A 12,386-nucleotide genomic window follows, 5' to 3' on the forward strand; every position below is an offset into this window, starting at 1 on the left:
ACCCAGAGAAAAAAGCCAAACAACTAGCAGCACGCGCTAAACTTGAACAAGGTGATAAGTTAGCAGAAGAGGGGGATGTCGATGGTGCTATTGCTAGTTTAAAAAGCCCAAGAATGGAATTCTGACCTAGAATTCGACCCAGAGGAAAAGGCAAGAGCGATCGCTAAAGTTAAACAAGGTGAGCAGTTAGCTCGAAAGGGTCAATTAACCAAAGCCCTATCTCTCTACAAACAAGCACAAAAACTAGATCCAAACCTAGAAATTTCTGCTTATGATTGGAACTCAATCTGTTGGTTTGGTAGTCTCCATGGATATGCTGCTGAGGTGATTGATGCTTGTGAAAAAGCAGTAGCAAAAGATCCTGAAAATGGAGGTATTCTGGATAGTCGTGGTTTGGCTAGGGCCCTGACTGGAGATACCGCAGGAGCGATATCAGATTTTCAGGCATATGTAGACTGGAGCGATCATGATGAGTCGAAAGAACAACGGCAAAAATGGATAGATGAGCTTCGGGCTGGTAAGAATCCTTTTACGGAAGAGGTGTTGAAGAGTTTACGTTGGGAGTAAGGGTAGGGAAGGTAAGAGGCAATAGGCAAGAGGGAAAAAATCCTGTGTATCTTATAGTTATGAAAAACCCTGTAAGAGAAACAGGCAAGATGCCTGTTCCACAACATTTCTGACTCCCGATTCCCGATTCCCGATTCCCGATTCCCGATTCCCGATTCCCGATTCCCGACTCCCGATTCCCGACTCCCGATTCCCGACTCCCGAAAAGTTTGTTACAAAATTTTTCAAATATGTTATAATATAAGATTATTTGTGCTATACTATAAAAGTGGGCGCTGAGACGCCCAGAGTCAAGAGCTAGCCCGGCGAAAGTGCAAAATCTACGGGCTAGCTCTGGCTCCCCAATCACAAGGAGATACTTTTATGATGACGTATTCAGAACGGCTTCATCCATGGGTGGTCATGCGACTGTTACCCAAGATGCAGCGGGTAGTTGTTGCTCGCTTCCGCAATCGGTCGGATGCAGAGGGGCATTTGTGGGCTTTGAAACGATTAATGCCTGATGCAAAATTTGTGATTGTATTCGATGTCGGTAATAATAATCCGATGGATGAAGAATCCTAGAAATTTACATGCATCTTGGTGGAATGGGCATCTTGCCCGTTCCACACTGAATACTGATAGCTGTTAGCGTAGCGTGTGCGTAGCGCTTAAGCTGATAGCTAAACATACGGCGGTTTGCATAACTATCAAGTACACTGACTTTTATCCCTATTCCCTATTCTCTATTCCCTCTTACCTGCTCCCTGCTCCCTGCTCCCTAAAACCTAGATATTTGTACCTCACAAGTCGTAGAATTGCTATCAAACATCATGCTAGTATTAAAATCTTGCGCCCTAATCTTATTCACAACTTGTTTGATTAGTTTTTCTTGGGCAGGCTTGGCTTTATTTACTCGGCCTAACGGAATCCCAAATGGTGTGCGGATTCTGTCTGTCTTATGGACGCTATTAATAGTTCTACAGGTCAGTACCATCGTTCTTACTGAAGAAACCAATCTAATCCTAAGTTTAATGGGACTGAGCATCTATATCAGCTCACTAGTTTTGTTTTGGTGGACAGTGAAAACAACTAAGGATAAACCTTTGTCTCTTTGCTATTCCGATGATTTACCAAACCACATCTTTACCACTGGCCCCTATAAATTCATTCGTAATCCCTTTTACACATCCTACCTGCTCTGTGTGCTAGCTGGTGTTTTTGTTACTAATCAACTCTGGCTACTAATCACAGTAGTAGTAATCTTTTTACCCTACTATCAAGTTGCTCGCCAAGAAGAAGCGAAATTTTTAGCTAGTAGTTTTGCGGCTGACTATAAAGTGTATAAGGAAAACACAGGAATGTTTTTACCTAAGTTATGGCCTCAATCACAAGGTTAAAAGTTTACATATGACCATCCCACACTATAACGATCTCGGCGGTGCGATTCGTGGGGTCTGCCATGCTTGGTGTGAAGAGCAAGGCTATAGCAATCCCTTTTGTCGCAATGGGGAGTGGTGGGCGTATCCCCCTAATGGCGTCATGCCTATCCAAATCAAAACAGTGATGGGAAAAAGTTGCCAGCGCCCAGTTCGACTAGGGCGATTGATTCTGTTTCTCTATCCCGATGGATCCTTAGCTCCTGAGCCTGAGTTAGCTGTGGATTTAACCAGGGCTATTTCATTCTAAAAATGCGCTCTTTGTGTGTGAGCGTCCAAATTGGCAGTATCGCTGTGCTTGAGCCATATTGGAGAAGCCATTGGAGCGATAGATATTCAGCGCAAAATTACGAGCAACGGCAAAGATTTGAGGTAACTGATGCATGCGAATACGTGAAGCATCTTCACCCTGAGTAACCAAATCGCACATAATGAACCTTGTTCTCTACACCCCAATATCCAAGGGATGCGCTGAGGCTTTGGACTCAGCAGACAAGGGCGTAAGAAGCAACATAGTAGCGTGTTTCCTTTTCCAGACGGTGTTGCCCCCCCTTTTTGAATTGTCGAACACTAAGGGTTCGAATCAGAGTCTAATGCCCTGGCCAGGGCTGGATGTTGTCGAGTTGGTTGCAGATGCGTGCCGACCCGTTTCTCGATCCGACCATGTCCTTAAGTAATGTCAGTATGACTGTGTTCGGCTACAAAGTAAGCTTTGACGCTTTTGAATAGATTGCCCTGATTGCCTTTAATCGCCCCCAGGTAGTGATTCTCAGCTCTCTTTGATCAACTGAGCCGTTTTTTTGAGTGCTAATCGCATCTATGGCGTTGACCACACCCTTAACAGCCAGTTGCGTAATAAATTCTGGTATTGAAGTTACCGTAAGGTAGTGGTCGCCTTTATGGTTAGTCGGCTATGCATAAAAGGGTTAAAACTTTTTGATTAAGGCGACCACTACCTAAGGTTTCGTCTCTTGGCTTTGACGCACGTTCGTTTTGCTATCCACTTGATCAGGCTCTTGAATCAAACCCCGCTCGACCAGGTAAGCACTGACTAACATAATTGCGCTTGTGAGGGGGAGAATCAGGATTGTCCCTTTCTAGTTGGTATGAGCCCCGTAAGACAAAGCCCATCGACAGCTAAGGTTTCCCCGCGCCTTGGGTTCAATGCCAAAGAACCGAGCCAGGGCCGCAGAATACTGCTGATAATCCTTTGGTTTTTAGGACACGACGAATCGTGCTGTAGGAAGGAATTCGCCGCTTTGGGGGATTGAATAGTTCAATAAGTTCCTCCCGATAGCTGTTGAGCCAATCGCCAATCGCTCTTAACCCTCGGTTACCAGCCGCTATAGCCTGAAGTTACAGAGCTAGACATAGAGCGACTTTATGCCGTTTACCTGAGACCTTGCGCACATCTGGGATATCAGAAAAGGCTTCTAAAATCTCGATCGGCTCTGGGGTTGACTCCTCTTGGGACAGGCTAGGCAGTAAAACAGCAGGGGCAGATTGGGGGGGCTGACCCATGGTCACTAATCAAACTCTCGGTTAACTTGTAAGCCTAGCATTTCTTGGCTTTCATGAGAATGAAATAGCCCTGGTCTCTGATGGAAAGGGCTTGAGCTATTTTTCGGTTTTTTTTTGTTGGATCGAGAATTTAGTGAGAGTCGTTGAACTGAATATGTGAATACATTCTGACGGTATGACAACTCCGTCATTGTATAATAGGTTCGCTAAAAACATGATTCTGTCGTTAGAAATTTTTTTCGCCTCAGATCAAAATTAGCAAATGGTTGGTAAGTTTTTTTTATGTATGTTAACAAAGCAAGAAATATCAACAATATCCAAGCGCTATGATGAGCGACTAGAGCTTGAGGGAGATTGGGCTAAGGTAGGTTACGTAAGCAATAAATCTCAACTTTTGCGGTTTCAAGTCCTATCAAAGATCGCTCAATTAGTTGGAAAGCCATTCCATCAAGCTTCTGTTCTCGACGTAGGGATGGGGTTAGGCGGATTTTACCAATACCTTTTGGAACAAGGTCAGGTTCCCAGGCATTATAGCGGTGTAGATATCCTTACGAAGATGGTAAATCTAGCGCAACAAAAGTTTCCTCCAGAGCAATTTCCGTGTGTGACGTTTGAGAAGGCGAATATATTGTGCCACAATTTGAGACCAGCCAACTATGTAATCTGTTCGGGAGCTTTGACCCCACGAGTAACAAACAATAAAAAATACTTTATCTCAATGATCGGACGCATGATTGAACTTGCCACTTTCGGTGTTGCCTGTAATTTTCTGACGATCCGTTGCACGAAACCAAAGCCAGAGCTATTTTATTACGACCTAAAGATAATTAAGCAGTGGGTTGGGGAAACTATCAGTGCAAACCATCAAGTTTACTTTCATGATAACTACCATCCATTCGACGTCACAATGTTTGTTATCAAAAAAATCACAGGATAAAGTTACTCATTGCGGAAAGGAAATATCTTGGACAAAGATGAAGAGCTATGAGCAAACAGTACAGAACTGCTCCACCTGGATTTACCGAGAAAAACTGGCGAACCTTCATGGATAAGGGTATTATTATCATCGAGAATGCCCTCAGCGATGATGAAGTGGATATGTATAAGATGGTCATGGATAGTGTTGCCCATTGTCATCCCACCTACCAAGAGGGAAAGACATTCTGGATGGAAAACTTTGTCGAAAGCGATCCCATGCTTGCAGATCTGATTGACCATCAACGGCACGTTGGATTTGTATATGATATCTACGGGGAACAGCTCAAATTGCAGCTAACAGAAATGTTCATGCGTACACCTGGAGATTGGCACAACAAGTGGCATTTTGATGGAGCTCGTGTAGTACCAAAGACCGTCTTTTCGCCAATTTTACCATTGCAGACCAAGGTCAGCTATTGGCTAACAGACCTCCCTCATCCCCAAATGGGGAACTTTGTCTACATACCAGGTAGTCATCGCTGGCAGTACCTAGATGCTTATCATACTAATGAGAGTGTACCAGGCGAACAGATTCTCTGTGTTAAAAAGGGTACTATGACAATCCATACTGGTGCGCTCTGGCATCGTGTAGAGCCTAACCTAAGTGAAACGACCCGCTACAATCTTTTCCTCTGCTATTCCCCGTCATGGATCGCTTCAGGTGATCGGCTTACTTCCGATCCGGAATGGCTGAAGATACTGAACCGGGAACAGCGAATTATTATGCGTAGCTACATCTATGGCTATGACCATGAGAGACCACCTGCTGACGACTACCCGCTCTTCTTAGATCGAGAATCAGGGCTTGACCACGATCCTGGTATGTACATGGACTACGTAGACCAGTGTCGCCGCAAACGTAAAACCTTTCATGAAAAGTTAATTGATACTTCCAAGGAATAAATTATCCTATCTCCTGAAGCAAATATCTTGTAAACAAAGAGTCATGTTTGCTCTCCAGCCTACTCTTGGAGATTATCCTGTCTATTCCACAGAACCCTTTCGGCATTTTTAATTTGGAAGTCCTTTTGCGAAAAACAATAACATGAATTTAGGTAGTACTCTATTCTCAAAAAGTATAGATTGCGCTACATTGGTGAAAGCCTATCTGAGCGTGTGTCAAAAAATGTCTCACAATGACGTTCTCGCAATGCCTTAGAGAATTATGAACTTTCAGTAGGTCGAATAACATCCACGTGAGGATAGTTGAGTATTTTCTGATCTACCGTCACCACAGGGCAATCGCATCCTCTTGCCGTTGCCACGATTATTCTATCTGCCGGATCTTTGTGGAACTCACCTGGTAGCGATTGAGCATCAACGGCGATCGCCGGAGTTATAGATATAAGAATAACCCCTTCTTGTGCCAGCGCGATTTCAAACCATTCTCGAATAGGTACGGGAAGAACTATCCTTCCAGCCTGATTGACTGACAAAAGTTATTCCGGAGCATATTTGTACGTCAGTACTTTGAACTAATGCCTATAAGTTCGTTTTTCGTGTTGTTTGCGCGATGCCATAACTGGGTCAGGATCACGGTGGTCGGTGAAACTGACGTGACGAATCAGTCGCCATCCGTTTAACAGAGCAGTTTTGACCCAATCCCAGCCGATGCGGAAATAGCTGTTGCCACGTGCGCCAATGGGTGTCAACCCACCGTCGTTTTCCCGTTTCCACAACCAATGTGCCTTGGGCTGTGACATAAAGTGTGGCCAAGGCCAAGATGAACCACAGTCAAGGGCAGGGCACATACACACCGAATCTCAGATTTCTGGATGTTCCAGCCGTTGGACTGGTCGTCCTTAAAAGCCTCCTCAATATCGAATCTCAATCCGTATTCACAGAATGTTTGTAAGGTGGTCGGTTCATTACTGACGATCGCCCATTATCACCATTGATATTGTTGCGCCCAAATGCAAAGTGAACCGAGCCATACCATTGGTCTTTATGCAATCCCACGTTGTGAAAACACAGCGCTTCGCCCCGTAGAGCGTGAAACTGTTTAAGTTGACACCAACCAATGCCCTAGCGCCAAAACAAGCGCATCCTTTTTCAAACGGATACGATAATGCCAATGCCATTGCTGAGTTAGGGCTTTGATCAAATCCTTATGGACAAACCCGATTAGCAGCCAATAAGACAATTTTCACGTCTTTGGGTAGGCACCGAGCTGCTAGGTCCAACACATCTCGGTAGTCGCGTGTGGGAAACCATAGCACTGCTGTGGTGAAGCATAGCCCACGCCACTGGCAGGGCACGACCCCGATAAACCACTGCCACAAGGGAGCTGACAATATTCATCCCAGAACAACGACGTATCCAAGCTCAAGTAAAGACACTCCTGTTGCCAGTGGACCAAGGCCGCTTGGATCAAGGGTTTATACAGTCGATGTACATTGATACGAGGGTTATTGAGCCATCGACGGACCCGTCTGTGCTTACTGTGAGCATACTGTCGGAGGCAGGGTAGATAGGATATCCAGCGGGTCAGATTAACTTCACCACTATGGATCTTGGCTACCACCATCCATAGACAGACCGTTAGATGGGCTTTGTGTGCCCAGGGACTGGGTTGACCCAGCCAGGTATTCAGGGCATTGTAGAGGCGGGAGTTTTTTTTCGAGTGCGTTCCTATGGTTTTGAGTGGCATCGCGCATCTTAGAACGCTGGCTCCCACTCAGCTTTTTTTAATCCCTCAAACATCCATCTGACAAACAGTTTGACAAAACAGTCACCGCCTTTTGTCAGTCAGTCAGCGCAAACGCAAGCATCAGTTACCTCAAATCTTTGCAGTTGCTCGTAATTTTGCGCTGAATATCTATCGCTCCAATGGCTTCTCCAATATGGCTCAAGCACAGCGATACTGCCAATTTGGACGCTCACACACAAAGAGCGCATTTTTAGAATGAAATAGCCCTGGGATTTAACAATCTTAAAATAGAGTGTCCTACTCCCGACTCCCGATTCCCTACTCCCTATTCCCTTCTCTTCAAAATGGCCACAACCGTTGCAGCAATCGCCAAATTTTAACCACTAGCTCTTCTATCCAAAGTATGGTTATGTCTAACCACTCCAGCACTCGTTCTAAAGGATGTTTAACATATCCTTCTGGAGTTGCTTTAGTTTCAATCCAGTCTTGATTTGGCTCTACATCACTATGGTTTCTAGAGTTAGCGATCGCACTATTTTCTTCTCCCTTAGATCCGTTAACCTTGGTGCTACCAGAGTTAACAACTGCTAGCGTTTGATCTTGAGATTCTTTGGGAGTAGTTTTTCCTAAATTATCCTGAATTTGGGACAGGTCTGGTGATTTTTCAGTCCTGGAATTTGTATTCTGGCTGATGGATCGTCTTGGTTTAGTTTTTGAGGATTTCTTTCTGGAAATAATCAGCTTACCTGGAGTTTTTATTAAGTTCAGGTATCGCTTAAAGAGGGTCCAAATAGACTTTTCTGGCTTCACAGGAATCTTGCTGTTGAATCCTTCTGGTAACTGATGTCTAGATTTAAGATTAGCAACCGGTAATTCTGCCTGATTTCCGGAGTTGGAGGTTGAGGAAGATAAATTTTGGTAGTGCTCAGATCCATCTGGGTTGCCCCATAAATCATTATCGGATAACCAAGGATCAAGTTCATCTGATTTAGACCGAGATGGTATTGAGGTGGATGGTTTTAATGACGGGGAAAGTGATGGGGAATTATCTCCTGATAGCTGATGGGCTTCTGGGTAGAAATCATCCCTGTTTCCTCCTGGTAAAACCTCTCCAGAACCAGAAGGAATTTCAGATTGCTCTGAGGAACCACTCAAACTAAAATTAGATGATTTTCTGCCAAAGAAGTAGTCAATCGCAGCATAGATTAAGGTTAAGAGTTTAAATCGGTTAGTTTCAGACCCCGCCGTTACCTCCTCTGAGCTATCACCCTTAATCAATGGTTTTTGTAGGGCTTTAATCAGCTGATTAGTGCTCTGGCGCAGCTTTAGGGGGATTTGCTCACTCAGTTTAACCACCACTTCAGACCCTGGGACTAATTGGTGTGATTCCAGCTCAAGCAATTTGTCATCCAGAAAGCCCAATACCTCCTCAATTGGGGTAGACGGTGATAGATTGAATGCTTCGGGTTTAGGTTGTCCGTGCTCAGAGGTTGCTGATTGAGGGTTGGAAACAGCTGGAATGATCCTCGATTCCCCGAAGAGATTAATTGCGATCGCTACAGGACTAGTTTGCACCCACGCCATCAATCGCCAGAATAGCCTGATCGGTGGAAAAATAGGGGGGTGATCTAAGGTAGCAAGGGAAGGGGATGCTTTTTTGCCATCTAACGAGTGGGCTAAACGCCATTTACGCAGTAAGTCAGCCACCTCCCAGCTGATTCTGGATGTTAGTTTTTGCTGCTGCTGGGGTGTCAATATATCCAGAATTTGATTGTCCACTGTCACCAGCACTAGACCCCTGTTGTCCAATAAACAGGCCACTCCCTGAATCAGGATATGCTGATTAGTTGGGGCTTTAGCTGGGGTTTGATTTGGGGTTGCCCATTCTCCTGGGGTTACAGCTTGCCCATTATTTAGGCTGACAGGTTGCCCGTTATTTAGGGATGTTCCCCTTTGCCGTTCGATTAGGATAGGTTGCCCGTTATTTAGGGTAACAGCTTGCCCATTAGACGGTCTTAGGTTGTCTAGACCAAGTTGAAGGTTAAAGCTGCCAAGGTTCAACTCTTGTAAGACTCGCTGAATTGCTGTATCTGCTTCTGGCGGTGTTTCCTGGGTCTGGGCGTGGCTAAATGTCCTTAATTGGGGCAATCCAGCTTTTACTGAAGAGGAGATTTGACGCCCAGCCGATAAACTAGCTTGCACTAGCAGGTAAACCGGATAAAGTAAAATTTGTCCTCCCCATACCGCTGCAACCTTTAAATGCCGTGTTGTACGTTCAATTTGGTCAACAAACCGTTGAGATTGTCGATTGATAAAGTTAAACAATCTACTGCGATAGGGACCTTTGGCAGGGGAAGACATGATGGTTATTGCTTGGGTGAGGGATTAGCTATAGCGATTTGTATCTCGATTGTGAACACACTTATTGCAGGAAAAGGCAAAAGGCAACAGGCAACAGGCAACAGGCAACAGGGGCAAGAGCTCCTCAATTTTATTGTCCAATAAAAAAAGAGCTTTTAGGTTTACATCTCAAATACAAACGCGCTTATCAGCCTGATCGACATTTAAGCTGCATCTATACCAGGAACTGGTTATTGGTTGACAGTTGACGGCTAGCGCTCATAGCACTACCCATTAAGCTGTTTGACATTGATACAAGCTCAAAAGCTGTTGTAGTCAACTTTTAGGTGCGACCCGTGGCGAATTTAATTCTTCATGGGTCAAGGGCACCTTTGCCTCTAGCATGCATGCCTCTTGCCTTGCGCGTAGCGCTATAACTTTCAATAAACCACCAATAACAAATTAATCATAGTCGGTGCCATTGATTTTAGGGAAAATTTGACTAATCTTATTCCAATTACTTAAACCCAATGGATCAGATTAGGATTATTGATGGAATTAATCATGCGATCGCAAAACTCCGTGCTTTAACTCAAACAAATGTTCAGCAGGGTTGGCGATACTGTAATGAAGATATTCCTTACCCTGTGGCCACTCAACCAGAGTGCTGGGAGAATTGGTCAATAGCCCAACGTAATGACAAGGATTACATTACTTGGTCTGCTGGCAGACAAGTGATCTGGTTGAGTCAACGATTCCTAGTGCCCCAGGATTTGCAGGGCTATCCTTTAGCTGGCTTAGGATTACGTTTGGTATTGACGTGGTGGGCAGAATCGGCTGAGATTTTTGTCAACGGTCAGCTGGTACAAGAAGGGGATTTGTTTGATTCCTCCACACGGATGCTGCTAACTTCAACAGTCGTGCCAGGGGAAGAGTTTGCCGTAGCCCTAAGGTTGGTTAGTCCTGGTCATGATATCGGGGGATTAATGCGATCGCAAATCCTCTACGAAGCCACCAATCATGATATCGATCCAGGCTTTGTAGCTGATGAATTGGCTGTCTTACAAAAGTATAGCGCTAACTTTGAACCCGAAAAATTAGCGACTCTAGCTAAGGCTGTGGCTGAGATTAATTGGGATATGGTTTCACAGCCGACAGAATTTATGCGATCGCTTACCCGATTGCGCCAACAACTCAGTACAATTGAGAATTCAAACTTCAGAATTCAAAATAGTCAAAACTCTATCCAAATGCTAGGTCATGCTCACCTTGATCTAGCTTGGTTATGGCCAGTGAGCGAGACCTGGGACGTAGCTGTGCGTACCTTTGAATCAGTATTAAAGCTACAGCAAGAATTTCCAGATTTCACCTTTTGCCATACCACACCTGCCCTTTATGCCTGGATAGAGCAGCATCGCCCTGACTTATTTAAAGCGATTAAACAACAAGTGGCTGCTGGTCGCTGGGAAATTGTGGGGGGGATGTGGGTAGAACCGGAATTAAATTTAATTGATGGTGAATCAATTGTCCGACAAATCCTCTATGGTCAACGTTACGTCCAGAAAACCTTCGGTCAGTTAACCACAGTGGCATGGGTAACCGATAGTTTTGGCTTCTGTTGGCAACTACCTCAATTGCTCAAACAGGGTGGAATTGACTACTTCGTGACCCAGAAGCTGCACTGGAACGATAGCACCAAATTTCCCTATGGTGCTTTCTGGTGGCAGTCTCCCGATGGCAGTCAAATCTTCAGCCTAATGTCTCCCCCTAACGTTGCTGGTGTTATGGATACAAATCCCATTACTATGGCAAGCTATGCCATTGATTGGGAAATTCAAACTTCACTCAAGGAGGCATTTTGGTTACCTGGTGTGGGAGATCATGGCGGTGGTCCCACCAGGGATATGTTACAAGTAGCAAGACGTTGGCAACAATCCCCATTCTTCCCAAAGCTGGAATTTACCACGGCCAGTGAGTATTTGTTGTTCGCGAAGCGTGGCCTTTTGGCCAAGGTTAGCAGGTTGAAGGTTGCAAGTTGTGTTGAGAACCTTAGTGTCGGAAGTGTCGGAAGTGTGGGGAGAGAAGAAAGCAGAACAGAGCAGAGGGGAGGGGGGAAAGGCCAAAGCCAAACCACTAAAGAGATTCCGGTCTGGAATGATGAACTATATCTAGAATTCCATCGGGGTTGCTATACCACTCACGCTGACCAAAAGCGCTATCTACGTCGTTGTGAGGGATTGTTGTACCAAGCAGAACTGTTTGCAGCCCTAAAAACCATTGCGACAGGACAAGCGTATCCTAAGACTGAACTAGAGGAAGCCTGGAAAAAGGTGTTATTTAATCAGTTCCACGATATATTACCAGGAACATCGATTCCGGAAGTCTTTGTAGACGCTAATCAGGCTTGGCAGGAAGTAGAGGAGGTGACGGGAGATATATTGGAGGAATCCTTAAATGCGATCGCATCCAAGATCACCCTGCCACCACCACCAAAACCCAATGCTCAAGCGATTATTGTCTTTAATCCTCTCAATTGGCAGCGTTCAGAAGTAATTGCGATTTCTTTAGCTGTTTCGTTACCTGTTTCTATACCGGTCGAGTCAATCGAATGGGAAGTGTATGACTGTTTTGGGGAAAAGATAGTCTCTCAAGTTAGCCACGATCAAGCCCAAGATATCCCAAACCATGACAATAACAATGAAAATCTCTCCTATTCTCAAATAGAATTGCTGTTTCTAGCCAGTAATATTCCTTCGGTAGGATATCGTGTTTTTTGGTTGTGCAGCAATGATGTGGAGTTGACCATAGAGCTATCTCCCGATTCCCGATTCCCGATTCCCGATTCCCTCCTGGGAGGGGTTAGGGCGTGTTTTCAAAGTTTTCCGCAAGATTTAGATCCCCCCCAGCCCCCC

14 protein-coding genes are annotated in these 12,386 nt (G+C 44.9%); 7 read left to right on the forward strand and 7 right to left on the reverse strand.

Annotation, left to right across the window (positions count from 1 at the left end):
• Nucleotides 1–324: 324 nt before the first annotated feature.
• Complete coding sequence (locus tag LYNGBM3L_RS18280; RefSeq protein ID WP_008186300.1) at nucleotides 325–567, forward strand: tetratricopeptide repeat protein; 243 nt, start codon at nucleotides 325–327, stop codon at nucleotides 565–567.
• Between the two features lie 57 nt (nucleotides 568–624).
• On the opposite strand, the gene LYNGBM3L_RS36725 is transcribed toward LYNGBM3L_RS18280, so the two are convergent.
• Nucleotides 625–795 (reverse strand): hypothetical protein, encoded by a 171-nt coding sequence (locus tag LYNGBM3L_RS36725; RefSeq protein WP_202799219.1) that lies wholly within the window; start codon nucleotides 793–795, stop codon nucleotides 625–627.
• A gap of 138 nt (nucleotides 796–933) precedes the next feature.
• On the opposite strand from LYNGBM3L_RS36725, the gene LYNGBM3L_RS18285 reads away from it, so the two are divergent.
• The 3 genes from LYNGBM3L_RS18285 to LYNGBM3L_RS18295 all read left to right on the forward strand — a co-directional run bounded on the left by LYNGBM3L_RS18285 (nucleotide 934) and on the right by LYNGBM3L_RS18295 (nucleotide 2,235).
• Nucleotides 934–1,131 carry a hypothetical protein gene (locus tag LYNGBM3L_RS18285; RefSeq protein ID WP_044493793.1) on the forward strand — a complete coding sequence of 66 codons (198 nt, stop codon included), beginning with the start codon at nucleotides 934–936 and terminating at the stop codon, nucleotides 1,129–1,131.
• A gap of 248 nt (nucleotides 1,132–1,379) precedes the next feature.
• Nucleotides 1,380–1,946, forward strand: coding sequence for a methyltransferase family protein (locus LYNGBM3L_RS18290; protein ID WP_008186306.1), 567 nt, complete (start codon nucleotides 1,380–1,382; stop codon nucleotides 1,944–1,946).
• Between the two features lie 10 nt (nucleotides 1,947–1,956).
• Entirely contained in the window at nucleotides 1,957–2,235 is a 279-nt protein-coding gene (locus LYNGBM3L_RS18295) for a hypothetical protein (protein WP_044493777.1), read from the forward strand.
• Here the strand turns inward: LYNGBM3L_RS18295 and LYNGBM3L_RS47580 are convergent.
• Together LYNGBM3L_RS47580 and LYNGBM3L_RS41125 are read right to left on the reverse strand one after the other, a co-directional pair.
• Entirely contained in the window at nucleotides 2,227–2,415 is a 189-nt protein-coding gene (locus tag LYNGBM3L_RS47580) for a hypothetical protein (protein WP_071986904.1), read from the reverse strand. The genes LYNGBM3L_RS18295 and LYNGBM3L_RS47580 overlap by 9 nt on opposite strands.
• A 926-nt stretch (nucleotides 2,416–3,341) precedes the next feature.
• Nucleotides 3,342–3,506 carry a transposase family protein gene (locus LYNGBM3L_RS41125; protein ID WP_143764213.1) on the reverse strand — a complete coding sequence of 55 codons (165 nt, stop codon included), beginning with the start codon at nucleotides 3,504–3,506 and terminating at the stop codon, nucleotides 3,342–3,344.
• 262 nt (nucleotides 3,507–3,768) lie between these two features.
• Between LYNGBM3L_RS41125 and LYNGBM3L_RS34035 the strand changes: the two genes are divergently transcribed.
• Both LYNGBM3L_RS34035 and LYNGBM3L_RS34040 read left to right on the forward strand, forming a co-directional pair.
• Nucleotides 3,769–4,443 carry a class I SAM-dependent methyltransferase gene (locus tag LYNGBM3L_RS34035; protein ID WP_008186310.1) on the forward strand — a complete coding sequence of 225 codons (675 nt, stop codon included), beginning with the start codon at nucleotides 3,769–3,771 and terminating at the stop codon, nucleotides 4,441–4,443.
• Nucleotides 4,444–4,490: 47 nt separating this feature from the next.
• On the forward strand, nucleotides 4,491–5,387 hold the full coding sequence (locus tag LYNGBM3L_RS34040) for a phytanoyl-CoA dioxygenase family protein (RefSeq protein WP_008186312.1): 897 nt from the start codon (nucleotides 4,491–4,493) through the stop codon (nucleotides 5,385–5,387).
• Nucleotides 5,388–5,647: 260 nt separating this feature from the next.
• Here LYNGBM3L_RS34040 and LYNGBM3L_RS18315 read toward each other — a convergent pair whose 3' ends face one another.
• The 4 genes from LYNGBM3L_RS18315 to LYNGBM3L_RS18320 form a co-directional block, all read right to left on the reverse strand.
• Nucleotides 5,648–5,920, reverse strand: a complete 273-nt coding sequence (locus LYNGBM3L_RS18315) for a type II toxin-antitoxin system VapC family toxin (RefSeq protein WP_008186314.1) — start codon at nucleotides 5,918–5,920, stop codon at nucleotides 5,648–5,650.
• A gap of 39 nt (nucleotides 5,921–5,959) precedes the next feature.
• Nucleotides 5,960–6,235 (reverse strand): hypothetical protein, encoded by a 276-nt coding sequence (locus tag LYNGBM3L_RS36745; RefSeq protein ID WP_229414590.1) that lies wholly within the window; start codon nucleotides 6,233–6,235, stop codon nucleotides 5,960–5,962.
• A 422-nt stretch (nucleotides 6,236–6,657) separates the two neighbouring features.
• Nucleotides 6,658–7,134 carry a hypothetical protein gene (locus LYNGBM3L_RS41130; RefSeq protein ID WP_131827068.1) on the reverse strand — a complete coding sequence of 159 codons (477 nt, stop codon included), beginning with the start codon at nucleotides 7,132–7,134 and terminating at the stop codon, nucleotides 6,658–6,660.
• A 339-nt stretch (nucleotides 7,135–7,473) separates the two neighbouring features.
• Nucleotides 7,474–9,495 (reverse strand): hypothetical protein, encoded by a 2,022-nt coding sequence (locus tag LYNGBM3L_RS18320; RefSeq protein ID WP_044493780.1) that lies wholly within the window; start codon nucleotides 9,493–9,495, stop codon nucleotides 7,474–7,476.
• Between the two features lie 509 nt (nucleotides 9,496–10,004).
• Here LYNGBM3L_RS18320 and LYNGBM3L_RS18325 point away from each other — a divergent pair.
• A partial coding sequence (locus tag LYNGBM3L_RS18325) for an alpha-mannosidase (RefSeq protein ID WP_131827373.1) occupies nucleotides 10,005–12,386 on the forward strand: 2,382 nt, incomplete at its 3' end.

The organism is Moorena producens 3L (assembly GCF_000211815.1).
Lineage (GTDB): Bacteria > Cyanobacteriota > Cyanobacteriia > Cyanobacteriales > Coleofasciculaceae > Moorena > Moorena producens.

Bases quoted from the DNA above. Each gene is read 5' to 3' on its own strand.
- LYNGBM3L_RS34035 (WP_008186310.1), top strand. From the start codon at position 3,769: ATGGTTGGTAAGTTTTTTTTATGTATGTTAACAAAGCAAGAAATATCA.
- LYNGBM3L_RS18320 (WP_044493780.1), bottom strand. From the start codon at position 9,495: ATGTCTTCCCCTGCCAAAGGTCCCTATCGCAGTAGATTGTTTAACTTT.
- LYNGBM3L_RS47580 (WP_071986904.1), bottom strand. From the start codon at position 2,415: ATGTGCGATTTGGTTACTCAGGGTGAAGATGCTTCACGTATTCGCATG.
- LYNGBM3L_RS41130 (WP_131827068.1), bottom strand. From the start codon at position 7,134: ATGCCACTCAAAACCATAGGAACGCACTCGAAAAAAAACTCCCGCCTC.
- LYNGBM3L_RS18285 (WP_044493793.1), top strand. From the start codon at position 934: ATGACGTATTCAGAACGGCTTCATCCATGGGTGGTCATGCGACTGTTA.
- LYNGBM3L_RS34040 (WP_008186312.1), top strand. From the start codon at position 4,491: ATGAGCAAACAGTACAGAACTGCTCCACCTGGATTTACCGAGAAAAAC.
- LYNGBM3L_RS41125 (WP_143764213.1), bottom strand. From the start codon at position 3,506: ATGGGTCAGCCCCCCCAATCTGCCCCTGCTGTTTTACTGCCTAGCCTG.
- LYNGBM3L_RS36745 (WP_229414590.1), bottom strand. From the start codon at position 6,235: ATGTGCCCTGCCCTTGACTGTGGTTCATCTTGGCCTTGGCCACACTTT.
- LYNGBM3L_RS18295 (WP_044493777.1), top strand. From the start codon at position 1,957: ATGACCATCCCACACTATAACGATCTCGGCGGTGCGATTCGTGGGGTC.
- LYNGBM3L_RS18290 (WP_008186306.1), top strand. From the start codon at position 1,380: ATGCTAGTATTAAAATCTTGCGCCCTAATCTTATTCACAACTTGTTTG.